This is a genomic window from Pseudomonas mendocina (genome assembly GCF_900636545.1).
Classification (GTDB): Bacteria; Pseudomonadota; Gammaproteobacteria; order Pseudomonadales; family Pseudomonadaceae; genus Aquipseudomonas; species Aquipseudomonas mendocina.
This window is the reverse complement of sequence record NZ_LR134290.1, coordinates 3,408,209-3,431,425: the sequence shown is the minus strand read 5'-3', so window position 1 is coordinate 3,431,425 and position 23,217 is coordinate 3,408,209. Positions and strand designations below refer to the sequence as shown.

Annotated in this window: 28 protein-coding genes; 9 read left to right on the top strand and 19 right to left on the bottom strand. The window is 57.0% G+C overall.

Features of this window, described 5'->3' with window-relative positions; all coding sequences use genetic code 11:
* Window positions 1–14: 14 nt before the first annotated feature.
* The 13 genes from EL191_RS15905 to EL191_RS15840 all read right to left on the bottom strand — a co-directional run bounded on the left by EL191_RS15905 (window position 15) and on the right by EL191_RS15840 (window position 8,648).
* Complete coding sequence (locus EL191_RS15905) at window positions 15–452, bottom strand: DUF695 domain-containing protein (RefSeq protein WP_017363805.1); 438 nt, start codon at window positions 450–452, stop codon at window positions 15–17.
* 106 nt (window positions 453–558) lie between these two features.
* On the bottom strand, window positions 559–1,107 hold the full coding sequence (locus EL191_RS15900) for a tetratricopeptide repeat protein (protein WP_232005483.1): 549 nt from the start codon (window positions 1,105–1,107) through the stop codon (window positions 559–561).
* Window positions 1,108–1,846: 739 nt separating this feature from the next.
* Window positions 1,847–2,254, bottom strand: a complete 408-nt coding sequence (locus EL191_RS15895; protein ID WP_041980029.1) for a hypothetical protein — start codon at window positions 2,252–2,254, stop codon at window positions 1,847–1,849.
* Window positions 2,255–2,338: 84 nt separating this feature from the next.
* Window positions 2,339–2,542 carry a hypothetical protein gene (locus tag EL191_RS15890; protein WP_126403512.1) on the bottom strand — a complete coding sequence of 68 codons (204 nt, stop codon included), beginning with the start codon at window positions 2,540–2,542 and terminating at the stop codon, window positions 2,339–2,341.
* Window positions 2,543–2,974: 432 nt separating this feature from the next.
* Window positions 2,975–3,331, bottom strand: coding sequence for a hypothetical protein (locus tag EL191_RS15885; RefSeq protein WP_017363801.1), 357 nt, complete (start codon window positions 3,329–3,331; stop codon window positions 2,975–2,977).
* 403 nt (window positions 3,332–3,734) lie between these two features.
* Complete coding sequence (locus EL191_RS15875; RefSeq protein ID WP_041980031.1) at window positions 3,735–4,052, bottom strand: hypothetical protein; 318 nt, start codon at window positions 4,050–4,052, stop codon at window positions 3,735–3,737.
* A 775-nt stretch (window positions 4,053–4,827) separates the two neighbouring features.
* A complete protein-coding gene (locus EL191_RS15870; RefSeq protein ID WP_080764291.1) occupies window positions 4,828–5,187 on the bottom strand; it encodes a hypothetical protein in 360 nt (119 codons plus the stop codon).
* A 75-nt stretch (window positions 5,188–5,262) separates the two neighbouring features.
* Complete coding sequence (locus tag EL191_RS15865; protein ID WP_041980033.1) at window positions 5,263–5,625, bottom strand: hypothetical protein; 363 nt, start codon at window positions 5,623–5,625, stop codon at window positions 5,263–5,265.
* Window positions 5,626–5,734: 109 nt separating this feature from the next.
* Complete coding sequence (locus EL191_RS15860; RefSeq protein WP_126403511.1) at window positions 5,735–6,157, bottom strand: hypothetical protein; 423 nt, start codon at window positions 6,155–6,157, stop codon at window positions 5,735–5,737.
* 76 nt (window positions 6,158–6,233) lie between these two features.
* Window positions 6,234–6,461, bottom strand: coding sequence for a hypothetical protein (locus EL191_RS15855; RefSeq protein WP_126403510.1), 228 nt, complete (start codon window positions 6,459–6,461; stop codon window positions 6,234–6,236).
* Between the two features lie 122 nt (window positions 6,462–6,583).
* Window positions 6,584–6,883, bottom strand: coding sequence for a hypothetical protein (locus tag EL191_RS15850; RefSeq protein ID WP_080764292.1), 300 nt, complete (start codon window positions 6,881–6,883; stop codon window positions 6,584–6,586).
* Between the two features lie 575 nt (window positions 6,884–7,458).
* Window positions 7,459–7,848, bottom strand: a complete 390-nt coding sequence (locus EL191_RS15845; protein ID WP_126403509.1) for a hypothetical protein — start codon at window positions 7,846–7,848, stop codon at window positions 7,459–7,461.
* Window positions 7,849–8,258: 410 nt separating this feature from the next.
* Entirely contained in the window at window positions 8,259–8,648 is a 390-nt protein-coding gene (locus tag EL191_RS15840) for a hypothetical protein (RefSeq protein WP_126403509.1), read from the bottom strand.
* A 146-nt stretch (window positions 8,649–8,794) separates the two neighbouring features.
* Here EL191_RS15840 and EL191_RS15835 point away from each other — a divergent pair, with 146 nt between their 5' ends.
* The 6 genes from EL191_RS15835 to EL191_RS15810 all read left to right on the top strand — a co-directional run bounded on the left by EL191_RS15835 (window position 8,795) and on the right by EL191_RS15810 (window position 14,983).
* Window positions 8,795–9,760 carry an integron integrase gene (locus EL191_RS15835; protein WP_041980035.1) on the top strand — a complete coding sequence of 322 codons (966 nt, stop codon included), beginning with the start codon at window positions 8,795–8,797 and terminating at the stop codon, window positions 9,758–9,760.
* A 166-nt stretch (window positions 9,761–9,926) separates the two neighbouring features.
* Window positions 9,927–10,850: an ABC transporter ATP-binding protein gene (locus tag EL191_RS15830; protein ID WP_041980037.1), complete on the top strand. Its 924-nt coding sequence runs from the start codon at window positions 9,927–9,929 to the stop codon at window positions 10,848–10,850.
* Window positions 10,847–11,578, top strand: coding sequence for an ABC transporter permease subunit (locus tag EL191_RS15825; RefSeq protein ID WP_041980038.1), 732 nt, complete (start codon window positions 10,847–10,849; stop codon window positions 11,576–11,578). The genes EL191_RS15830 and EL191_RS15825 overlap by 4 nt, the downstream gene beginning before the upstream one ends.
* Before the next feature lie 11 nt (window positions 11,579–11,589).
* A complete protein-coding gene (locus tag EL191_RS15820; protein ID WP_041980041.1) occupies window positions 11,590–13,422 on the top strand; it encodes a GldG family protein in 1,833 nt (610 codons plus the stop codon).
* Between the two features lie 129 nt (window positions 13,423–13,551).
* On the top strand, window positions 13,552–14,544 hold the full coding sequence (locus EL191_RS15815; RefSeq protein ID WP_041980043.1) for a DUF4340 domain-containing protein: 993 nt from the start codon (window positions 13,552–13,554) through the stop codon (window positions 14,542–14,544).
* Window positions 14,545–14,773: 229 nt separating this feature from the next.
* Window positions 14,774–14,983: a cold-shock protein gene (locus EL191_RS15810; protein WP_013716441.1), complete on the top strand. Its 210-nt coding sequence runs from the start codon at window positions 14,774–14,776 to the stop codon at window positions 14,981–14,983.
* 405 nt (window positions 14,984–15,388) lie between these two features.
* On the opposite strand, the gene EL191_RS15805 is transcribed toward EL191_RS15810, so the two are convergent.
* Genes EL191_RS15805 through dapE form a run of 3 tightly spaced genes read right to left on the bottom strand, consistent with a single transcriptional unit; the run spans window position 15,389 to window position 17,717 of the window.
* Window positions 15,389–15,760, bottom strand: coding sequence for a hypothetical protein (locus EL191_RS15805; protein ID WP_013716440.1), 372 nt, complete (start codon window positions 15,758–15,760; stop codon window positions 15,389–15,391).
* A 5-nt stretch (window positions 15,761–15,765) separates the two neighbouring features.
* Window positions 15,766–16,578: a putative RNA methyltransferase gene (locus tag EL191_RS15800; RefSeq protein WP_041980045.1), complete on the bottom strand. Its 813-nt coding sequence runs from the start codon at window positions 16,576–16,578 to the stop codon at window positions 15,766–15,768.
* Window positions 16,575–17,717 (bottom strand): succinyl-diaminopimelate desuccinylase, encoded by a 1,143-nt coding sequence (gene dapE, locus EL191_RS15795; protein WP_013716438.1) that lies wholly within the window; start codon window positions 17,715–17,717, stop codon window positions 16,575–16,577. The genes EL191_RS15800 and dapE overlap by 4 nt, the downstream gene beginning before the upstream one ends.
* A gap of 199 nt (window positions 17,718–17,916) precedes the next feature.
* On the opposite strand from dapE, the gene tcdA reads away from it, so the two are divergent.
* The 3 genes from tcdA (at window position 17,917) to EL191_RS15780 (ending at window position 19,960) form a co-directional block, all read left to right on the top strand.
* A complete protein-coding gene (tcdA, locus tag EL191_RS15790; protein ID WP_041980047.1) occupies window positions 17,917–18,726 on the top strand; it encodes a tRNA cyclic N6-threonylcarbamoyladenosine(37) synthase TcdA in 810 nt (269 codons plus the stop codon).
* 148 nt (window positions 18,727–18,874) lie between these two features.
* Window positions 18,875–19,669: a substrate-binding periplasmic protein gene (locus tag EL191_RS15785; protein WP_041980049.1), complete on the top strand. Its 795-nt coding sequence runs from the start codon at window positions 18,875–18,877 to the stop codon at window positions 19,667–19,669.
* A gap of 39 nt (window positions 19,670–19,708) precedes the next feature.
* Window positions 19,709–19,960, top strand: a complete 252-nt coding sequence (locus EL191_RS15780; protein WP_232005482.1) for a DUF1456 family protein — start codon at window positions 19,709–19,711, stop codon at window positions 19,958–19,960.
* Here the strand turns inward: EL191_RS15780 and EL191_RS15775 are convergent.
* The 3 genes from EL191_RS15775 to EL191_RS15760 all read right to left on the bottom strand — a co-directional run bounded on the left by EL191_RS15775 (window position 19,935) and on the right by EL191_RS15760 (window position 23,151).
* A protein-coding gene (locus tag EL191_RS15775) for an IS3 family transposase (RefSeq protein ID WP_455580179.1) occupies window positions 19,935–21,088 on the bottom strand; the annotation gives its coding sequence in 2 pieces (ribosomal slippage) (window positions 19,935–20,851 and window positions 20,851–21,088; 1,155 coding nt in all). The two genes, EL191_RS15780 and EL191_RS15775, sit on opposite strands and share 26 nt — an antisense overlap.
* Before the next feature lie 343 nt (window positions 21,089–21,431).
* Window positions 21,432–21,842, bottom strand: a complete 411-nt coding sequence (locus EL191_RS15765) for a SufE family protein (protein ID WP_041981066.1) — start codon at window positions 21,840–21,842, stop codon at window positions 21,432–21,434.
* 103 nt (window positions 21,843–21,945) lie between these two features.
* Window positions 21,946–23,151: an aminotransferase class V-fold PLP-dependent enzyme gene (locus EL191_RS15760; protein ID WP_041981065.1), complete on the bottom strand. Its 1,206-nt coding sequence runs from the start codon at window positions 23,149–23,151 to the stop codon at window positions 21,946–21,948.
* Window positions 23,152–23,217 lie beyond the last annotated feature (66 nt).

The window sequence follows — 23,217 nt, the reverse complement described above, 5'->3', positions numbered from 1 at the left end:
GGCGACGGGCAGGCTCAGTGCACGGTGCTCATGCTCTGGTGAAGCTTGGCCAGGTCGCTCCAGTCGCGGTCTTCGTAGAAGTTGATCTCGATGGGGTAGACCGGATGATCACTCAGCGCCTCGTTGACGTTGGCCATGAAGGCTTCGCGATCCGCGATGTAATAGACGAACTCCTTCAGACCGTTGCCGGTCGCCGTGTAGGCATCCAGATAGAGCGTGCCGTTGCCGCCTATCGTTTCCAGCCCATCCTCGAGCCGGATCATCTCCTTGTTGATCTGCGCTGGCGGCAAACCGTTGTTTCCCGATGCCTCGTACTTCCAGGAAATGACCGTCAGCCAGGGCATTTTCTGCTGGATGTTCAGGGGCGGAGCGTCGGCGATGAATTTATAGATGATTGGTTTGCCTTCGACCGTTGCCTTGGCGACTGACCAGATGCGTTCTGTGGATGCCATGGAAAATGCTCCCGCTAAAAAGAAACACAACAGAAAGAGGGCGGTTCTCATGATGTTCGGTCATGCCATTGAAGTGAAGCGATGGGCAACCTCCTGACCCGATTGGCTATAGGTATTTGAGCGTGACATTCAGCTTCTTGTGGCAATCCAGCGTTTGTGGATCCTGTTCACCCAGCTGTTTGGCGAAGATGTCACAGGCTATCTGCAGATGCTCGTTGGCCTTCTGGTATTGCCTGGACCGAATCATCGCCCAGCCCAGGTTGCCATTGGCGATGCCGATATTGAGATGTTCGGCCGGGTAGTGCCGCTCGTCCACTTCCAGCGCTGCTCGAAGTGATTCCAGACCTTTCTGAAATTGACCATCGAAGACGTAGGCCTGGCCGAGGTATGTCCAGCGGCCGCCGAGGAGGGGGTCATCAGGATCGAGGGTCTGATCGATATCCAGCGCAGTCTGGAAATAGGGAATCGCTGCCTTGTAGGCCTGGCTTTCCAGTAGGCGTACGCCGATCTCGTGGCTGAGGAAGGCGCGCGATTGCTTGTGCAGGTAATCGCCGGTTTTTTCCAGGTTGTAGCGTTCGATCATTCTGCTCAGCGACTCGTCGGCTAGAGCCCAATGGGGCAGCAGGCAGATCAGGAAAAATAGAACTACGCGCATGCATCATCCTTTTGCACCGCCAAACGACCAGACCGCAACAGGCGTGAGGCTTCCGAATGGTATGGGTAGGAAACTATTCCATTTCCAAGCCGACTGTCCACGCCGAGTCGACGCAGTGCGGTAGACCTGGAGGCCGCTAACCTTTGCAGGAAAACGACGTGGTACAGGACTCCAGCATCGCTTGAACTCTCAAGTGGGAGTTACGCCTCATCCAAAAAATGCAACCGCTAGTGCTGAAGGTCCAAGCAACTTTCGGTAGACGCCAATGGCGAGCGTAAGAGTTCAATTACCTTGGGAGTGTGGATTGTGCTTGGGCCAAAGTCAGAGTTCCAGCCTCTAAGGGAGGCAGCCAGATAGGGTGTGTAACCCTCTTTGCAAACCCAAATGACTTTGAGCACCATCGCTTCGCCTAACAAGCCACTTACAATAAATTTTCTTTTGGGATCAAGACGTATTTCGCCTCTCTCGTTGCTGCGTGCCAAGATGCCGGGCGTTTGCCCTTCAAGACGGTCGTAAACAAAGGCGCCCTCCAATGGTTTTTTACTGGTGGAGTCAATAACTGTTGTTTTCAGTCCATCGTGCACAATAACTGTTCTTGGAATACAACCTTGTAGCAATAGTAGGCATGCAATAAGCCAGAGTAGCGGGGGTTGCATTCGGGACCTAACGTTTGGTTAAGGGGCGGGCTTTAGCCCGTCTCAGTGAGCGCAGCGAACGTTTTGAACCAGTTGTTATGTATTTATTGGAACATGCTGGTAATGTCAGACGCATGATACTCACCTAGAGCCATTCCATTACTTTCGACGAACTGCTTAATAATAAGGCGTGCATCTCGCATTGTGAGAACTTGCGATTTGTCTACTGTTATAGGGCCGCAATTGCACTCGATAATTGCATGCGCACCGGATTTCTCTGTATTGCCAAATCTATAGTGTTTAAAGCTTCCGCTTTCATTGAAAATACGGGCCTCGACAACCAGGCTTTTTTTGCCTCCGGCACACTGTATGTAGCTACCGTTTTTCAGAGTGAACACTGTATACGAAGGACCTTCGGCTTTCTGGTACCCGAGAAGCGTATTCGCATCATCCCATGACTTAACCAGCCAGCCTGTCGTTCCTTCTCTTTCATAGTGTGCTTCGAAGGTCATGTTATTCCTTTACACATAACGATAAAGCTAAGGGGCGGGCTTTAGCCCGTCCCAGCGAACGAAGTGAGCGATTTGAGCGCATTGTTAGAGAATGCCCATTTCTTCAGGCCATGCCTCATCACTTAATAATTTGGCAGATTCAATTAGGCTTCGTTTCTCAGCATCAGATGCTGAACCAAGCTCGACAGCAATTGCTTCCAACAGCGCCACGTCATCATCGCTATTTGAGTTGCTTCGATCATTGATGTGTTTGCATGCAAGAATCAGCGTGCGAGCAAGAGTTTCCATAATATTCTCTAACGTTTGGTTAAGGGGCGGGCTTTAGCCCGTCCCAGCGAGCGGAGCGAGCGATTTGAACCGATGGTTAGGCTGTGCCATTAGCTCGGTACCACTTCTTAACAAGAGCGAATGAATGATGCCGAACTCTCTGTGAAAAATATTTGTTATTCACAATTGAGTTTAATTCTTGAATGATGTCATTGTTGGCCGGCGCTCCTTGCTCTAGCCAGCTGACTGCAAGACCAACCCAATATTCTGACGGGGCTTGTAAACCCGCAAGAACGATTTCATGTGCCGTGGGCTGATCGCAGCGTTGTTCGCTGTATGGCGATTCTAAGTATACAACTAACGCTCGCGGATCCATGGAGAGGCCTAACGTTTGGTTAAGGGGCCGGCTTTAGCTGGTCCCGAGTGAGCGAAGCGAGCGACTTGAACCATTTGTTAGGTGCAATAGTTTTCAGTGCCACAGATTGGGCAAACAACTGCTTTCGCGACGCTAGCTAGCTCTACCATGCATTGCGTGCATCTCCCGCCTTGGTTGAGGGAGCCGCCCCAGTTTACATTTCTGACGTGATCGGCAGGCAATGCCACTAGATAGATGTCGCTTTCTCGGTCAGGCACGCCCTCCGTTCCACCATAAACTGTTTTGGCTAAACAGATTTTCTCTTGGTAGAAATCTCCGTTCTCATAGACCTCTTTCACTATGAGATTAGAGGCGACTTGATAGAAGAGCTCGGCAAGCTCTCCTTCGGTAAGAGTTTCTAAATACTCCCTAATTTGTTCAGTCTCTACGACCATATGAGTCTCTTTGCACCTAACGTTTGGTTAAGGGGCGGGCTTTAGCCCGTCCCAGCGAACGAAGTGAGCGATTTGAGCGACTTGTTAGAGGTAAAGCGCTACGCATTATTGTGGCTCCAGTTCAGACCAAAGAGGGTTTAGCCCCTTTGATTCCATTACTGCGCCATAGTCCTGAAAACTGTTTTTGCTAATGGCGTTTTGACTTGCCCAGCTTGCTTCGCATTCTTCACAAACCCAAATAAATTCTCGCGTACTTATGATGCGCATTGGCCTTATTTGTCCTTGCTGGCACCTTGGGCACTCAAGGGTCATGAGCATTACCTCTAACGATTAAGCTAACAGGCGAGCAAAAGCGTAGCTTTTGCGAGTCCAGTGAGCGAAGCGAACGGTGTTGAGCGACTTGTTAGAGTGCATTTCCAGTGCCTACGCCAATCGGATTTATAAGGATGCGCCCGTGAAAGCGTGGGTCTGCTATGCGAATAACGCCGTATTTAATGAGAGTTTTGATGTGCTCAAATGCAGCAGACTTGTTTGAGTAAGCGCAATGCTGCGGGTCGACAAATATTAGTAGCTCATCGCCTTTGATGTATTTTTCAATTAAGTCGTTTACTTTGTTGTGACTCAGTGCGTCGTCAATCATTAGATGCACCCAGCCATCATTATGCGGAATGTCTCCGTAAAATAACTTGTGCATTAGCGTAGTGATTTGGCGAGCATCCATAGAAGCACTCTAACGTTTGGTTAAGGGGCGGGCTTTAGCCCGTCCCAGTGAGCGAAGCGAGCGATTTGAACCACTTGTTAGGCGCTGCTTACGCATGATTGAAAAGCCAGTAATAAGGGGCGATGAATAGAGCTGTTTGTCCAAGAATTTGCAAGGATGTATCAATTTTTCCTTTTGCTGGAGTTCTGCGCAGCCAAACGAAATTTACCATGAGAACTATAGGCATCATGGTGATTAACACCCAACGAGCCTCCGATAAGCTGTTGGTATTGATGGTATGGGTGAACGTGCCCTGATTGATAAAAATGCCTGAGAGAACACTTGCCGATATAAATGCCAAGGTTGTGTAGAGTAGGGCGCTTCGCATGATCAATTGCAGTGCCTAACGTTTGGTTAAGGGGCGGGCTTTAGCCCGTTCCAGCGAGCGCAGCGAGCGATTTGAACCAATTGTTAGGCGCTCGGATGCACGCATAATTAAAAGTACCGCTTTTCTGCTTGTAACGCGTTACGCGGTGAACCTGGCGAAACACGATGAATTTGATGTGCCGATCTTACTGACTGATAACGGTTTTGACTGTGCCCCGATTGTGGCGGCGGACGATCAGAAAACGCAATATCGGAACCGTGTGAAACCTCAAGCAATGGAGCGATGTGACGGATGTACGCGGAGCAAATACAAATAAGGCGGAACGCGATTGGCTAACGCTTGGTTAAGGGGCGGGCTTTAGCCCGTCCCAGTGAGCGAAGCGAACGGTTTGAACCACTAGTTAGGCTTTTAAATTATCCATGGGCCTTGCTCTCCATCGACGTAAATTTGCATGCATTCAAACTGGTCTGAGTTATCGCTGAGGTGTATTTCAATACCGTTATCCAGATAGATGGTTACTGTTCTTTCATCTGGTATTTGGCACGCAACTACGTTTGTATTCATTATTTCAAAAAACTGCTGTGGCGGCCAAGTACCTGCTTGCCAAACCCCAATAATTTGCCCGCGCTTAATAAGATGAATATCTGACTGAACCGCAAAATGATATTTCCCAAAGCAAAACTGGATATCGAATTGACCAACCAACACTTGCGTCGTGAACTCACCAACGATTCCTGATAGATCTATGTCTTTGGGAATGCGGTACATAATTGCCTAACGTTTGGTTAAGGGGCCGGCTTTAGCCGGTCCCGAGTGAGCGAAGCGAACGACTTGAACCATAAGTTAGACGCCATACTCGCTGTAAGCAGGGCTTACATAGTAGGAAACCCAGCCGGAAATGTAAGGCAACAGCGCTATAAATAGGAAGGCCAAAAATATTAACGCACCTCGCCAGCCCCGCGTATGGATGAGGTATGCCGGCAATACAATGGGCCAGAGGAAGAAAATAAACGCGCCGAACTCATAAGGGGGATGGAAGTTGTATTTCTTTGCGTCATCCAGACACCACAAGGCAACCATGAGCGCGAAAGACCAAGCCATTAAGTTTTCATACTCAGGCGCAGGGTCATAACCCAAGTAACCCATGATTGAGTAATGGGCTATCGAGATTGTGACTACGATTGTGATATTTACGGACTTGCGCATAACTTCCTTGTGGTGTCTAACGATTAAGCTAACGGGCAGACAAAAGCGTAGCTTTTGGCTGTCCAGCGAACGAAGTGAGCGGCAGTTGAGCGACTTGTTAGGTGCATGGCTACTCAGTGGCTACCCAGTTAACTGCTTTTACAAGCTGGTTGTTATCAAGTGTAAATTGGAGCTCACTGCCACCACCAAGGTAGGTGCTTGGGAGGTAGTAGAAAGAGTAGCCCCACACTGTAGTGCCGCCGCAGTCTTGTTCTGTCCAAGGGAAATATGTTGCCCGTGAATTGCTGCACCAACTCGGGGTGCCTAGAGAGCTTAAAATATTTTTGCTAGAAACACCTTGTAGGATATTTACTGGAGACTCTGCACATGCTGAGTCAGCAGGTTTATCCCCGTTTTTCGGTAGTAACATCAAGCACGACTCTAATTCTTTTAGCTTTACAGCTTGCTCATGCGACATTTCTTGTGCCGCCCCGACTGAGCTGTAAGCCAAGAATACAAGTACTGCTGCAAGCGCTTTCAGTAGTTTACTCATAGAAGCATCTAACGTTTGGTTAAGGGGCGGGCTTTAGCCCGTCCCAGTGAGCGAAGCGAACGGTTTGAACCAGTTGTTATGTGCATTTTCGCGCGATAAATATTACGGGGTCGTAGGTTTCGGATGCTGGCCAGAAAACCCAACCAAATGATTCTGCTTCAACCATTATTCCTGGTTCGTCTAGCGCCCACTCCTCAATTTGTTGCGGGGTCTCAATGACGACCTGCACAACACCGGGCGTTTTACCGTGTTCCAACGTTACCGAGTCACCGATTTCTACTACTTCGCCAGTGGAGTAATTCATCTGTCAGTGTTTCCTTACTCTGAACTAGCTAAATGTACATAACGTTTGGTTAAGAGGCGGGCTTTAGCCCGTCCCAGTGAGCGAAGCGAGCGACTTGAACCACTTGTTATGCGGTTTGCTCACTAGCCTAATATTCCCTGTCTGGCACTGACGATTAACTTTGCAACACTAATGTCATGTTCGTTGTTTTCTGTGGCGTTCAATCCGATATTTTGACGAATTGTTGATGTGAGTGAAGCGGCGATTCTAATGTGATCGCAACCCTCTACTGCAAGTTGGAATATGTGAGGTACATAGCTATCGTATTCATCATCCCACTCACTGTCTTCTTCGTAGACACCGATAGGATCCCAATTCTTCCAGAGAATTTTGGATATCCTATTCCAGAGTTCTTTTTCCTTTGAGCTCAATTTATTCTTCATGCTCGATTACGCATAACGTTTGGTTAAGGGGCGGGCTTTAGCCCGTCCCAGTGAGCGAAGCGAACGATTTGAACCACTAGTTAGGCAAACATAGCTCGCATGAAGCCTCTTCCGCCTGCAGTCGTATGGAAAGGCCTGACTGGAATCGCAGAACTAAGTGATGATCTTGAGTGAAGTCGTCAGTAAGGTAGAAGTCATTGGTCAATGCTTCAGGCTCTACTAGCCCAATAGATTCTATACAGTCATCTTCTGTGTAAGGCATTTTAGGATCGCGCTCTTGAACTGAAAAGTGACTGATGCGTACAAAATTTAAACAGATCCTATTGGGCTCTTCGGGTGGTACCCACGACTCAGATCTTTTTGAGAATTCTAAGATGACGCGCCGATCATTTATTTGGTATTTGAAGAAGTCTAGACTGTAAAAGTTATGCAAATCATAAGCGCGCTCATCTACCTCAACCTCGATGTGCCCGAAAATGAAACCTCTGCAATGCATGATTTGTTTGCCTAACGTTTGGTTAAGGGACGGGCTTTAGCCCGTCCCAGTGAGCGAAGCGAACGGTTTGAACCAGTTGTTAGGGATTGCGGTGACTGTAGCCATATACGTATATGAAGTCGTCCTTTATTTCGAGTGGCAGCAAGCCCAGTTTTGCTGCCTCCGTTAGAAAACGATCACTTTTTTCAGTGCTTGGTAATTTTTCGCCTGTTTTTGGATTTTGAGCCCAGATTGTTTTGGGAATACGTATGGAGTAAATATCAATATATTCAGCTGGGCCGCCTGCTATTCCTGGGTCGGCGATATGTGTTTCTTTTAGCTGATCCTCCGCTGGTGGTAATGCGGGCTGAAATCGCTCCTCCCAGATATAGGCTACTTCAAACCTCTCACCCATGCGTCCAACTAGGCTTAACACCTCACGCCACTTTGTATTGTTCATTAGTGCGGATAAGTAGGTGGGGCGGCGCATGTGTATCCCTAACGTTTGGTTAAGGGGCGGGCTTTAGCCCGTCCCAGTGAGCGCAGCGAACGGTTTGAACCACTTGTTAGAGGCGTTACTCGGAGACCGAGATTTTTGCCCCTATTGACTCAAGCGTATGTATTAGCGCGTTAGCGGACTCGGCGCTAATTATTTTTATTTCTAGAAGCTCTTTCTTTCTGATGTTCCGTGCTACGCGCTTTAATTCAGTGCCTTTGAGATTTGTACAAAGTCCAAGCCGATATACGAAAGACTCCAGCGACCAGTGGGATTCCTCAACCCAACCTAGCTCCGCAGACCACGACTCGATGCGCAGTGTCGTCATGCATGCCTCTAACGTTTGGTTAAGGGGCGGGCTTTAGCCCGTCCCAGTGAGCGAAGCGAACGGTTTGAACCAGTTGTTAGGGATTGCGGTGACTGTAGCCATATACGTATATGAAGTCGTCCTTTATTTCGAGTGGCAGCAAGCCCAGTTTTGCTGCCTCCGTTAGAAAACGATCACTTTTTTCAGTGCTTGGTAATTTTTCGCCTGTTTTTGGATTTTGAGCCCAGATTGTTTTGGGAATACGTATGGAGTAAATATCAATATATTCAGCTGGGCCGCCTGCTATTCCTGGGTCGGCGATATGTGTTTCTTTTAGCTGATCCTCCGCTGGTGGTAATGCGGGCTGAAATCGCTCCTCCCAGATATAGGCTACTTCAAACCTCTCACCCATGCGTCCAACTAGGCTTAACACCTCACGCCACTTTGTATTGTTCATTAGTGCGGATAAGTAGGTGGGGCGGCGCATGTGTATCCCTAACTATTAATTAGACGACACGCATGTCGCGTTCCTACGCGACACCTGTCGCATAATCTTCCTTGTCGTCTTGCAAGTCCTTGTCTAGCTTGAAGGTTGTCGCGACAAACGCGACAGCACTCAGGGAGAAACGCGACATGGATGACGGCAAGCCCAAGCTGCTGGATCAATTGCGCCAGCAGATTCGAGTCAGAAACTATTCCATCCGTACTGAAGCTGTCTATGCCGAGTGGGCAAAACGCTACATACGTTTTCATCACTATCGGCATCCAGCTGAGATGGGGGCGGCAGAGATCGAGGCTTTTCTGACCCATCTTGCGGTTAAGCGCGATGTGTCCGCCTCGACACAGAACCAGGCTCTAGCCGCTCTGCTATTTCTCTACAAGGAGGTGCTCAAACTGGATTTACCCTGGTTGCAGGGTGTGGTACAGGCGAAGAAGCCCAAGCATCTGCCGGTGGTGCTTACCCGTATTGAGGTCGATGCCCTGTTAGGTCAATTGCAGGGGGATAGCTGGATCGTTGCGAACCTGCTCTATGGCGCGGGCTTGCGTTTGCTCGAGGCGCTGCGGTTGAGGGTCAAGGATGTCGACTTCACCCGGCGAGAAATCATCGTGCGTGATGGTAAGGGCCAGAAAGATCGGGTAACCATGCTACCAATGCGTGTTGTCGAGCCGTTACGGCAGCATTTGAACAAGGTGCGGCATGTGCATCAGGGGGATCTGGCTGATGGGTTTGGCGAAGCCAATCTGCCGTTCGCACTGGCGCGCAAATATCCGAATGCGGCGAAGGAGTGGGGATGGCAGTTCGTTTTCCCGTCGGTCAACCGCTCCCAGGATCCACGCGGGCACGGCATTTACCGCCATCACCTGCATGAGAAGACCATTCAGAGGGCGGTGCGCGAGGCGGCGCAGCGCGCTGGCCTGATCAAGCACGCGACGCCCCATTCGTTACGTCATTCCTTCGCGACGCATCTACTGGAGGCAGGCCAGGACATTCGTACGGTGCAGGAGTTACTCGGCCACTCCGACGTGAAGACCACCATGATCTACACCCATGTGCTCAATCGAGGTGGTCTCGCGGTGTTGAGCCCTCTGGATCGCTGATCACATATTCCATTTACTACTTGTTTCATCGTGCTGACTGAACTTTTCGGTTTTGCTACGGTCTTGCCCTCGTCCGGGCCGGCGGTTTGCGTGCTCGGCGTTCTTGAGGCCTGCGCGTGTGCGGTGGTTTCGCTGAGCGCAGTGCCCTTCGCGACGGTGAGAGGCCATGATCGAAATAAGAAACCTGACCAAGCGTTTTGCGCAGTACACGGCAGTCGATGACCTGTCGTTCCAGGTCCAGCCAGGGGAAGTGCTGGGCTTTCTCGGCCCCAACGGGGCCGGCAAATCCACCACCATGAAAATGCTCACCGGCTTTCTCGCGCCGACCTCCGGCACGGCGAGTATTCTCGGTTGCGATATCCAGACCCAGACTCTCAAGGCCCAGCGGCAGATCGGTTATCTGCCGGAAGGTGCGCCGTGCTATGGCGACATGACAGTGCGCGGGTTCCTCGAGTTCATCGCCGAAGTGCGCGGCTTTCGCGGTGCCGAGAAGACGCTGCGCGTGCAGCGCGCAGTGGAGCAGGTGGAGTTGGAGAAGGTGCTTGAGCAGAGCATCGAGACGCTGTCCAAGGGCTTCAAACGCCGCGTCGGTCTGGCCCAGGCCATCCTCCACGATCCGCGCGTGCTGATCCTTGACGAGCCCACCGATGGCCTCGATCCCAACCAGAAACATCAGGTGCGCCAGCTTATCCAGGGGCTGGCGCAGGACAAGATCGTGATCATTTCCACGCATATCCTCGAAGAGGTCACGGCGCTGTGTACCCGCGCGGTGATCATCGCCCATGGCCGCTTGCTGGCTGATGGCACGCCGCTGGAGCTTGAGAGCCGCTCGCGCTACCACCAGGCGGTGACGCTGGTAGCTGATGAGGCGCTGGACCAGGCCGCCCTTGCGGCGCTGCCGGGTGTTGCCGGCGTCGAGGAGAACGCCCGTGAGCACAGCCTGAGCGTGCTGGCGCAGCCGGGCGAGGTGATCTTCCCGCAGGTCAATGCGTTGATCGCCGAGCGCGGCTGGAAGGTGCGTGAACTCAATGTGGAGCGTGGCCGGCTCGATGAAGTGTTCCGCACGCTGACCCGGGGAGAGCAGCCATGACCCAGTTACCCGTGATCTTCAAACGCGAGCTGGCCAGTTACTTCGCCACGCCGTTGGCCTACGTGTTCATCGTCATCTTTCTGGTGCTGTCCGGGGTATTCACCTTCTACCTGGGTGGCTTCTTCGAAGGCGGCCAGGCCAATCTGTCGGCCTTCTTCAACTTCCACCCCTGGCTATACCTGTTCCTGGTGCCGGCGATTGCCATGCGCCTGTGGGCGGAGGAGCGCAAGTCCGGCTCCATCGAGCTGCTGATGACCTTGCCGATCACCCGCTTCGAGGCGGTCACCGGCAAGTTCCTGGCGGCCTGGGTGTTCGCCGGCATTGCGCTGCTGCTGACCTTCCCGATGATCATCACCGTCAACTACCTGGGCGAGCCGGACAATGGCGCCATCGTCACCGGCTACATCGGTAGCTGGCTGCTGGCCGGCGCGTATCTGGCCATCGGTTCGTGCATGTCGGCGTTGAGCAAGAACCAGGTAATCGCCTTCATCCTCGCGGTCAGTGCCTGCTTCCTGTTCATCGTCAGCGGCTTTCCGATGGTGCTCGACGCCTTTGCCTGGGCGCCGCAGTGGCTGCTGGACGCCATCGCTTCGCTGAGCTTCCTGGTGCGCTTCGATGCCATCAGCAAGGGCGTCATCGATCTGCGCGACCTGCTGTATTTCCTCTCGCTGATCGCTGCCTGGCTGACCGCCACCGCAGTGGTCATCGATCTGAAGAAAGCTGACTGAGGCCCGCCACCATGAAAAAGCTGATCTATTCCGGCGTCGGGCTGCTGCTGATCGCGGTGGCCTTCATCGCCTTCAACCTGCTGGCCGGCCTGGGCCTGGGCGGTGCCCGCCTGGACCTGACCGAGCAGAAGCTCTATACGATCTCCGACGGCACCAAGCAGATACTTGGCGAGCTGGACGAGCCGATCAACCTGTACTTCTTCTATTCGGACAAGGTGGCCAAGAACCTGCCGGCGCTGCGCACCTACGCCCAGCGCGTGGAGGAGATGCTCAAGGCCTACCAGGCGCAGGCCGGTGGCAAAATTCGCCTGCACATCATCGACCCCGAGCCGTTCTCCGAGGACGAGGACAAGGCCGCCGAGTTCGGCCTGCAGGGCATCCCACTGCAGCAGGGCGGTGATTCGATCTACTTCGGCCTGGCCGGCACAAATGCCTTGGACGACACCCAGGTGATCCCGTTCTTCGCCCTGGATCAGGAGGAACATCTGGAATATGAGCTGAGCCGCCTGGTGCAGACCCTGGCCAAGCCGGAGTTGCCGGTGGTCGGTGTGTTCTCCGGACTGCCGATGACCGGCGGCTTCGACATGATGGCGCGGCAGCCGACACCGCCTTGGATGGTGCTGGAGCAGGTGCGCCAGTTGTTCCAGATCGAAAATCTCAAGGCCGATGTCGACCAGATTCCCGACAAGGTCTCGGTGCTCTGGCTGGTGCATCCGAAGAATCTGCCCGAGCAGACCCTGTACGCCATCGATCAGTTCGTGCTGCGTGGCGGCAAGCTGATGGTGTTCGTTGACCCCTACGCGGAAGCGGATAGTGGTGACATGCCGGGCGAGGTAGCGGTGGACAAGGCCTCGAATATCGATGCGCTGTTCAAGGCCTGGGGTCTGCGCATGGTGCCGGACAAGGTCCTTGGCGATGGCTCCTATGCCATGTCGGTGAACATGGGCCAGGGCCAGCGCCCGGTACGTCATGCTGCCTGGCTGAGCCTGCCGCGCAAGGCGTTGGACCAGAACGACATTGCCACCGCCGGGTTGGAGAGTGTCACCGTCGCCACTGCCGGCATTCTCGAGCCGGTGGAGGGGGCGAAGACCCGGTTTACCCCGCTGATGCAGAGCTCCGAGTACGCCATGCCCTTCGATGCCCAGCGCTTTGCCATGCTCGGCAATCCTGAGGAGCTGATCCGCGAACTGGAGCCGACCGGTGAGCGCTACACCATCGCCGCGCGTATCGATGGCCCGGCGCAGAGCGCCTTCCCGGAAGGCATCGAAGGGCGCAAGGACGGGCTCAAGCAGGCGGACAACATCAACGTGATCGCGGTGGCCGATACCGATATCCTCAGCGACCGCATGTGGGTGCAGGTGCAGGACTTCTTCGGCCAGCGTATGCCGCAGCCATGGGCGGACAACGGCAGCTTCACCATCAATGCGCTGGACAACCTGACTGGTTCCGAAGCACTCATCAGCGTGCGTTCGCGTGGTCGCTTCAGTCGTCCGTTCGTGGTGGTTGAAGAGCTGCAGCGTGCTGCCGAGCAGCGTTTCCGTGACAAGGAGCAGGCGCTGCAGGCGCGCCTGGCGGAAACCGAGCAGCAACTGGCGGCGTTGCAGCGCAGCGACGATCCCAGCCAGGCACTGGAGCTGACGCCAGAGCAGCAGGGCGCGTTGCAGAACTTCATCCAGCAGAAGCTGGAAATTCGCAAGGAGCTGCGCGATGTGCGCTATCAACTCAACGCCGATATCGAGGCACTTGGCCGCACGCTGAAGGTCATCAATATCGCCCTGGTGCCGGCGTTGCTGACTCTGGGTGTGTTGGCGTTGTGGCTATGGCGTCGTCGCCGGCGCGCGTGAGGCCAGCACCTGTGGGAGGGGCTTCTGCGGCGACAGTCGCGGCTAAAGCCCCTCCCACGAACCGAGCGTAGGGTGGATCACGCTTTATCGATCCACCGCCACTACTGAATCATCGACAGTGAGAACATCATGGGACGTAAAGGTCTGGTGGTATTGGCCGTCATCGTGCTGCTCTGCGTGCTGGGTTATCTGGCGGTGCAGCGCAGCCAGCAACAGGATGTGGCGCAACTCGAGCAGGCGCCATGGCTGGCAGCCGAGCAAGGCTATCTGAATACGCTGCAGGCGCTGGAGGTCGAGCAGCCGGGGCAGCCGCCCGTGCGAATCGAACGCCGCGGCGAGCAGTGGGTAGTGCCGGCCAAGGCCGACTATCCGGCGGCGCCGCAGGCGCTGGTCGAGCTGCTCAGGGCACTGCGCGAGGCGCGTAGCGTCGAGGCCAAGACCGCCAACCCGCAGTGGCATGCTCGTTTGGGACTGGCCGAGGAGGGCGCGGCTGATGAGCAGGCGCTGCGTCTGAAGCTGCACTTCGACGGGCATCCCGACCTGGGGCTGCGTCTGGGTAATCCGTCTCAGCAAGGCAGTGGGCAACTGGTGCGCCGTGCCGGTGAAGATCAGGTCTGGCTGATCGATCAGCGGTTGCAAGTACCGACGCATGAGCTGGACTGGCTGGATCGGCGAGTCACCAACATTCCCTTCACCGCTATCGCGCGCCTCGAGTTGCGCTACGCCGATGGTGAGAAACTCACGCTATCGCGCGCTGACGCTCAGCAATACAACTTCGCTGTCGACAACCTGCGTAAGGAGCAGAAGCTCAGTTTCGAGGGAGCGGCCAATAGCGTCGCCCTGGTCTTTTCCAACCTGCAGTTCGCTGATGCTGCGCCGCTGGCGCAGGTGAGTTTCAAGCAGGCGCCGATGTTGCAGTTCAACCTCAGAGGTTTCAGCGGGCAGCTGCTCGAAGGCGCCCTGTACAAGCAGGGAGAGCAACACTGGCTGGTGCTTGGCGAGCACGAGGGATTCACGGCTGACGAGGTCAGTGCACGCAGTGACTGGGCCTACCGGCTGGAGCCTGAACAGGTCCAGCGGCTGGCGAAAAAGTTGCGCGATCTGTTGGCCAAAAGCTCATAAAACAGGCTGTAACCCGCATAACTTCTGGCTTCGTGCCGATTCTAAAAAAGAGCTTTTCAGTCACAATCCATGCTTTATACTCGGCCTTCGGCTGTAGCAAGAACGCGAATCGCTTGACCTGCTCCAAGCTCGATTGCCGGGGGTGGCGAATGCTGAGAAGTCCGTTTTTACCGAGCCGTCAAAGCGCCTTCGGGACAATAAAAAAATAGCGAGTTTGGAGAAGTTGGTAATGGCAGATCGTGAGACCGGAACCGTCAAATGGTTCAATGATTCCAAGGGTTACGGGTTCATTCAGCGCGAAAGCGGCCCGGACGTATTCGTTCACTACCGCGCCATCCGCGGCGAAGGCCACCGCACCCTGGTCGAAGGCCAGAAAGTCGAGTTTGGCGTAACCCAGGGCCAGAAAGGCCTGCAGGCGGAAGACGTATCGGCGCTCTGAACGCCAAGCTCGTAATCCAACAAGGCCCGTCGATGACGGGCCTTGTTGTTTGTGGGCGCTGTATTTCGTAGGGCGGGTTTCGCAGGTAGCTCCCCTCTCCCATTTATGGGAGAGGGGTTGGGGGAGAGGGCCGAGAACATCGCGAAATTGCCTGCCGGCTCCAACCTCTGTGAACGCGGCACGCCGTATTAATAGTGTTCGGTGGTTTCTTGTTTCAGTGGGTTGTAGGTCTTTCTCCGGATCGCATCCGGGCTAATGGCTGTCGATGCAAACGCCCTTGTCGGCACCTTAGCTCTCTCGCCCTTCGGGCACCCTCGGTTTTGGCATCCTGAGTCGCCATACCTCCTGCATCCATGCAGTCGTCTCCTGCAAGCGGGATAGGGAGATGGCCGCGAAGCGGCCGCTTTATTCGGTACGCCAGACGATCTCGGTTTCTCCGTCGGCATCGACCTTGATCCAGCGGTCGGCCTCTTCGTCGCTTTCATCCTCGACCCAGGTGCCGGGTGCGCAGCGAATCTGTACGCCGAGCGCGGCATGGGCGGCGCGGGCGCAAGCCAGGTCGTCGTCCCAGGGCGTGGCGTCGCTTTCCAGGTACAGGCTGTGCCATTTGCCTACGGCTTTCGGCAACCAGGTCACCGGCACGTCACCGGCCTTGCACTTGAAGGTCTGGCCTTTCTGCTGCCAGTCGCTGCATGGGCCAAGTGCTTCACCCAGCCATTGCGCCACGGCATCACGTTCGGCGTCTTTGAGGTAGATCTCGATGTCCGGTTGGCGCATTAGGTTCATTCCTGAGTTTTGACGATCCAATCGTAGCGGATGGCGACGGTAACTTCGAAGGGCTCGGCGATCACTGCTTCACGGCGTTCGGCACTGGCGCGCCAGCCGTGTGGGGTCATGGCCAGCAGGTCGGCGCGGGTTTGGGTGTCGGCGAGGTGCAGTGGGAACTGCAGTGTCTCGCTGTGGGCCAGGCGCATGCCCGCAGGGATCAGCGCCAGGTGCTTTTCGTCGTCGTAGTCGCGTACTTCGTCGTACAGCTTCTGGCGCAGTTCCATCAGGTGCACGCGGGTTGGGCCCATGCGCAGCAGGCCGCCGCCGGGGGCGAGCAGGCGTTTGGCCTCGCTCCAGTCGAGCGGGCTGAAAACGCTGGCGAGCAGTTCGCAACTGGCATCGGCCAATGGCACGCGAGCCATGCTCGCCACCAGCCAACTCAGTTGCGGCGCGCGTTTGCAGGCACGTTTGATCGCCTCGCGGGAGATATCCAGGGCATAGCCATCGGCGTGGGGCAGAGCGTGGGCGATCTGCTCGGTGTAGTAGCCCTCGCCGCAGCCGATATCCAGCCAGCGTGCTGGCTGGTATTCGGCCGCCAGTGCTGCCAGGCGCGCGGCCAGCGGGGCATAGTGACCACCGTCGAGAAAGCGTCGGCGCGCCTCGACCATGGCGGCGTTGTCGCCGGGGTCACGACTGTTCTTGTGCTGCACCGGCAGCAGGTTGTAGTAGCCCTGCCGGGCGCGGTCGAAGCTGTGGCGGTTTGCGCAGGCCAGGCCGCTGGTGCTCGGCTCTAGCGGGGCCTGGCAGATGGGGCAGATCAGGCTCATGCGAGGAGTTTCACCATGGTCTGGTAATAAACCTCGGTGAGCAGATCGAGATCGCTGGCCAGCACGCGTTCGTTGATCTGGTGAATGGTGGCGTTGACCGGGCCAAGCTCGACCACCTGGGTGCCCAGGGTAGCGATAAAGCGCCCATCGGAAGTACCGCCGCTGGTCGAGGGGGTGGTGTCGCGGCCGGTGACGTTCTTGATGCTGGCGGCTACGGCGTCGAGCAGGTCACCCGGTTGGGTGAGGAAAGGCAGGCCGGACAGCGCCCACTCCAGGTGATAGTCCAGGCCATGCTTGTCGAGAATGGCGGTGACGCGCTGCTGCAGGCCTTCGACGGTGGATTCGGTGGAGAAGCGGAAGTTGAACACCGCCTTCAGTTCGCCTGGGATAACGTTGGTGGCGCCGGTGCCCGAGTTGAGGTTGGACACCTGGAAGCTGGTCGGCGGGAAGTAATCGTTGCCGTGATCCCAGTGCTCGGCGGCCAGTTCGGCCAGGGCCGGGGCAGCGAGATGAATCGGGTTCTTCGCCAGGTGCGGGTAGGCGACATGGCCCTGCTTGCCGTAGACGGTGAGGGTGCAGCCGAGCGAGCCGCGGCGCCCGTTCTTGACCACGTCACCAAGCAGGCTGGTGCTCGACGGCTCGCCGACGATGCACCAGTCCAGGCGCTCGCCGCGTTCGCGCAGGCGCTCGACCACGGCCTTGGTGCCATGCTGCGCCGGGCCTTCCTCGTCGCTGGTGATCAGGAAGCTGATCGCGCCCTTATGGTTCGGATGCTCTGCGACGAAGCGCTCGACGGCGATGATCATGCTCGCCAGGCTGCCTTTCATGTCCGCCGCGCCACGGCCGCAGAGCATGCCTTCTTCGTCCACGCGCACGTCGAACGGCTGGTACTGCCAGGCGTCCAGCGGGCCGGTGGGCACCACATCGGTGTGGCCGGCGAAGCACAGCACCGGGCCGTCGCCACCGCGTTTGGCCCAGAAATTCTCCACCTCTTCGATGCGCATGCGTTCCACCTCGAAGCCGCAGGCGGCCAGGCGCCGCATCATCAGTTCCTGGCAGCCTTCGTCGACCGGGGTCACGGACGGGCGACGAATCAGGTCGAAGGCGAGTTCCAGGGTCGGGGTGAGGGTGGGGGTCATTACGGCTCCGGTACGGCGGCTGGCGTGAAGGTTGGCCATCTTAAAGCAAAAGTCGTTGTCGATCAGTTCATCAGGCGCGCTACGCGGCGCATTCGCCGCGATGCAGTCTGTTTTGGCAGACCGACGGTTGGCTTGCACGGCAGGCTTGGGTGGGAGAGAGGCTATCCCTATAATGCGCGCCTTCCTACAGGGGGGTGAGATGAACACAGACGATCAGCGATTCGGCGGCATAGCCCGGCTATACGGCCAGGGGGGCTATCAGCGCCTGGCTGCGGCGCACGTGGCGGTGGTCGGCATCGGCGGTGTGGGCTCGTGGGCGGCCGAGGCGCTGGCGCGTTCGGGTGTGGGCGAGATATCGCTGTTCGATCTGGATGATGTCTGCATCACCAACACCAATCGCCAGGTACATGCTGTCGAAGGCGCGGCGGGCAAGGCCAAGGTCGACGAGATGGCTGCGCGTATCCGGGCCATCAACCCGGCTTGCGTGGTGCACGCCGTAGCCGATTTCGTTACCCGCGAGACCATGGCCGAGTACATCACCGAGCAGTTGGACGGTGTGATCGATTGCATCGACAGCGTGCCGGCCAAGGCCGCGCTGATCGCCTGGTGCAAGCGGCGCAAGATCCAGATCGTCACCACCGGCGGTGCGGGTGGGCAGGTCGACCCGACGCAGATTCAGGTCACCGACCTGAACAAGACCTTCAATGATCCTCTGGCCGCCAAGGTGCGTTCGATGTTGCGCCGCGATTATGGATTTTCCCGCACGCCGGGGCGTACCTACAGCGTGCCCTGCGTGTTCTCAACCGAGCAGCTGCGTTACCCCAAGCCGGATGGCACGGTGTGCCAGGCCAAGGGCTTCGTCGGTGAGGGGGTGAAACTCGACTGTGCGGGTGGCTTCGGCGCGGTGATGATGGTTACCGCCAGTTTTGGTATGGCCGCGGCGGCCAAGTTGGTGGACAAGCTGGTGGCGGGCGCACGTCGCCCGGCAGAGCGTCAGCCCAGGGATTGAAAAAAGCCCGCGCACGTTGCGCTTGACTATGCTGGGGCAGAGGAGAGGTTGCAGCAGCAGACAGGGAGGCGTCGAACATGATCCGTAGCAGAGGTGCTTTGTGTCGTACCTGATTTTTTGCGTCTCGCTGAGGAGACGCTGGGCTCGGATGCTCACCTGCCTGACGTTGCCCGTTTTGCTGGTCGTGCTTGTGCCCGCTCAGGCCGAGCCGAAGACGCTGCGTATCGGTACCGGCGACTGGGCGCCTTATGTCGACCAGGAGCGCAGTGATGGCGGCGCTCTGCCACGACTGATCAGCGCGGTTTTTGCCGACGCGGACTACCGGGTCGAGTTCATCTTCCACCCCTGGGATCGCAACGTGCTGATGCTGCAGCAGGGCCAGTTGCACGCGATCATGCCCTATAGCTGCACGCCCAGCCGGCTCAATTACGGTATCTGCAGCGATCCACTGGTGCGTGGGGAAATCGTTCTGTTCCATCGTCGTGACCAGGCGTTCGACTGGACCACGGTCGAGGACCTGCTCAAGTACCGCATCGGTACCACGCTCGGCTATTCCTATGGTCCGGCATTCGACGAAGCGCTGCAGGCCGGACGCCTGAATGTCGTGCAGAACGGCAAGGAGGACACCAGTTTCCGCCTGCTGGAGCTCGGTCGAGTCGATCTGCATCCGCAGGATCGCGCGGTGGGCTACGCCATGCTGCGCCGCCTGTTTCCGGCAGATAGCGGCAATATCGTCCATCATCCCCGTCAATTGAACACCGAGCCACTGCGTTTGCTGTTTCGCAAGGATGACCCCGAGGGCATCAAGCTACTGCGCTTGTTCAATGCCAGGCTGCGCGACTTTGCCGAGCGTGGCGACCTGCAACGCCTGCAGCAGGCGCTCAATTCCGGTAACGCCGATGACTGGAAGCCCAGCACACAGACCCAGGCGGTGCGGGACTGAGCCACGCCTGCCGACCTTCTTCTCTCACGAGTTTTCCACATGCTTAACAACGATGTGCTGCGCAGCCTGCGCTATCTGCTGGATGTCAGCGATGGCACGCTGGAGGCTTTCTGCCAATTGGCCGACTATTCCGTCGAGCCGGGCCTGATCACGGCCTGCCTGCTGCGTGAGGACGAGCCCGGCTACCGATCCTGCAGCGATGTGTTGCTGGCCCATGTGCTCGAAGGACTGGTGTTCTACAAGCGTGGCAAGGATGAAAGGGGTTCTACCCCATTTCCACGGACGGTTTGAAAAGGGCTGAAAACTTCAGATCTTGCCGGGCGACTCTACGACGCATTCGTGGGTTATGGAACCGCTCGATGTAGTCGAAGAGATCCGCTCGTGCCTCATCGCGAGTTCGATACGACTGATGGGCAACCCGCTCCCGTTTGAGCTGACCGAAGAAACCCTCACAAGCAGCGTTGTCGCCGCAATGCCCGACGGCACTCATGCTGCACACCAACGTGTTGCGGTTGAGAAAGCGCTGGTAGTCAGCACTGGTGAATTGGCTACCGCGATCCGAATGCAGGATCACTGACCAGTCACCCTGGCGCTGCCAGATTGCCATCTCCACTGCACGGATCACCATTTGCCGATCCTGGCGGTGATGCATCGACCAACCGATCACCAGCTTGCTGTACAGGTCGAGCACTACGCACAGGAAGAGTTTGCCTTCCAGTGTGGCTATTTCCGTGATGTCCGTGACCCACTTGCGCTCTGGTTCCTGTGCAGTGAAATCGCGCTCCAGGAGGTTTTTCACGCCTGCTGGGCGGCCACTGGCGACTCTTCCAAAGCCACGTCGTTTCCGGCGTGGCCAGCCTTGAATTCGCTCAGCCGCCATCAGGCGAGCAACTCGGTTCAGGCTGACGACTTCGCCCTCGTCGAGCAAATCCTCGTGCATTCGTGGCGCTCCAATCACGCCCCGGCTGTCCTCGTGAATCTCCCGAATGCGCTTCACCAAGCGCGCATTCTCCTGAGCTCGCGCGCTTGGTTCACGATCCTGCCAGGCGTAATAGCCGCTGGCAGAAACCTTCAGGCAACGGCACATCAATCGTACCGGGTACTCGTTGCGGCAGCGCTGGATCATCGTGTACCGCTCGATGACTCCTTGGCAAAGTACGCTGCCGCGTCTCTTAAAAAATCACGTTCCTTGGTTACTCGGGCCAACTCGCGCTTGAGACGGGCAAGCTCCTCATCCCGCGGACTTCCCGTTCCAGGAAAGGCTTTCTCAGTGCTTGGTTGCGCCTCCCGCACCCAGCGTGTGAGCAGGTTGGGGGCAACACCAATCTCCAAGGCCACCTGCCGGCAGCTCGCCCCTGAACGACGAACCAGTTCGATGGCTTCCCGCTTGAACTCAGGACTGTATTTCTTGCGCTTCATGAACACTCCTTCAGCTCGGTGTGAGCTTACTCGAAAGTGTCCGTGCTAACGGGGTAGAACCCGTTGCGGACTGAAATACAGTACGACCAGGGTTGCCAGGGCACTTAGCCCGATGCGCACGATGGCAGGCATGACTCGCTCCATGAGTTTTTTGGGGGCGGGAATATAACCTATTGCTGCCGACTGAGCTGGCGCTGCGTCTAGGCTCTGTACGAAAAGTGCCTGCGCTCGGTGATGCTTCGTTAAAAACGGGTTCGGAATGCTCATTTACAGCTCGTAAACTCCGCTTCCTCACCCGTTTTTGCCTCGTCTGACCTTCGCTCGCCGACTTTTCGTACAAACCCTAGCTTTCCCGCGCCAGTGTCCTCATTCGCTGCAACACCGCATTCAGACCGTTGCTGCGAGAGGGAGAGAGCTGACGTTGCAGGCCGAGTTGGGTGAACCAGTCGGCCAGGTCGAGCGAGGCCAGTTGTTCATCGCTCAGGCTCTCCACTCGGACCAGCAGCACGGCCAGCAAACCACGCAGCAGGCGGGCATCGCTGCCGGCGCGAAAGTGCAGGCGCCCGTCGCGGCGTTCGGCAACGAGCCAGACCAGGCTTTCGCAGCCATGCACGCGGTGCTCATCGACCCGTTCGGCATCGCTCAGAGGCTCCAGGCGCTCGCCCCATTGCATCAACAGGCGGGCGCGCTGTTCCCAGCCTGGGCAGGCGGTGAAGGCTTGCAGTGTCTCTTGAGCGGCGACTGACAGGCTCATGGTGAGAGACTTCCGTAGCATGTAGGAGCGGCTTCAGCCGCGATGGTCCGGGCGCCGATATTCGCGGCTGAAGCCGCTCCTACGACGAACCATTGACCTTGCTTCATCGCAGCAGCTCCAGAGCATTATCCAGGGCGCTGAAGAATCGCTGCAGATCTTCGCCATCGTTGTACAGACCGAGCGAGACACGTATCGCACCACTCAGGCCCCGGCTTTTCATCAGTGGCATGGCGCAGTGGTGGCCGGCCCGTACGGCGATACCCTGTTCGCTGAGCAGGTGCGCGAGGTCGGCGTTATGTACGCCGTCGACGCAGAAACTGGCCAGTGCCAACTGTGGCCGGCCCAGCAGGCGAACGTCGTCACGTGCCAGCAGGCCGCTCAGCAGTTCAGCATGCAGGGCTGATTCATGATGAGCCACCGCTGGTTGATCGAGGCTATTGAGCCAGTCCAGCGTGGCGCCCAGCGCTATCACGGCGGACACTGCCGGCGTGCCGGCCTCGAAGCCGAGCGGCGCCGGGCGAAAGCGCGCTTGCTGATAGTCGGCGTCGAGCACCATCTCGCCGCCGAATTGCCAATGCCGCAGCTGGCCAAGCGCCTCGCTGCGTCCGTAAAGCAAGCCAACCCCATCGGGGCCGTAGAGCTTGTGCGACGAGCACACGTAGAAGTCGCAGCCCAGTGCCTGCAGGTCATGGCGACCATGCACTGCGCCTTGTGCTCCATCGACCACAGTGAGGGCGCCTTGCGTGCGCGCCAGCGCCAACAATTCGTCCAGCGGCTGCCAGCGACCCAGCACGTTGGACAGTTGCGAAACCGCCAGCAGGCGGGTGCGCGGTCCGATCAGCCGGGCGGCCTGGGCCAGGTCGATGCTACCGCTGTCGTTCAGCGGTAGGACTACCAACTCCAAGCCGCGGCGCTGGGCCAGTTGCTGCCAGGGCAGCAGGTTGGCGTGGTGCTCCAGCGCACTGATGACGATCTGCTCACCGGGCTGCAGTAGGTGCTCCAGGCCATAGGCCAGCAGGTTGAGGGATTCGGTGCTACCGCGGGTAAAGATGATCTCCTCGGCGCTGGCCGCATTCAGCCACTGCGCAGCCTTACCTCGTGTCGCCTCGAACGCGCGGGTAGCGCGCTCGCCCGGCAGGTGCTGGGCGCGATGCACGTTGGCAACGCCGCTGGCCAGGTAGCCGAGCAGAGCGTCCAGCACCGCCTGCGGTTTCTGTGCAGTGGCGGCGCTGTCCAGATAGGTCTGGCCTTCGGCTGCGAGAGCGAGAATGCCGGGGAAATCGGCACGCCAGGGGGAGTTGAGAGCCATGAGCTTCAAGCCGCAAGCTGCAAGTTCGAGCCGCAACGCTTGCGGCTTGTAGCTTGCAGCTTGGCG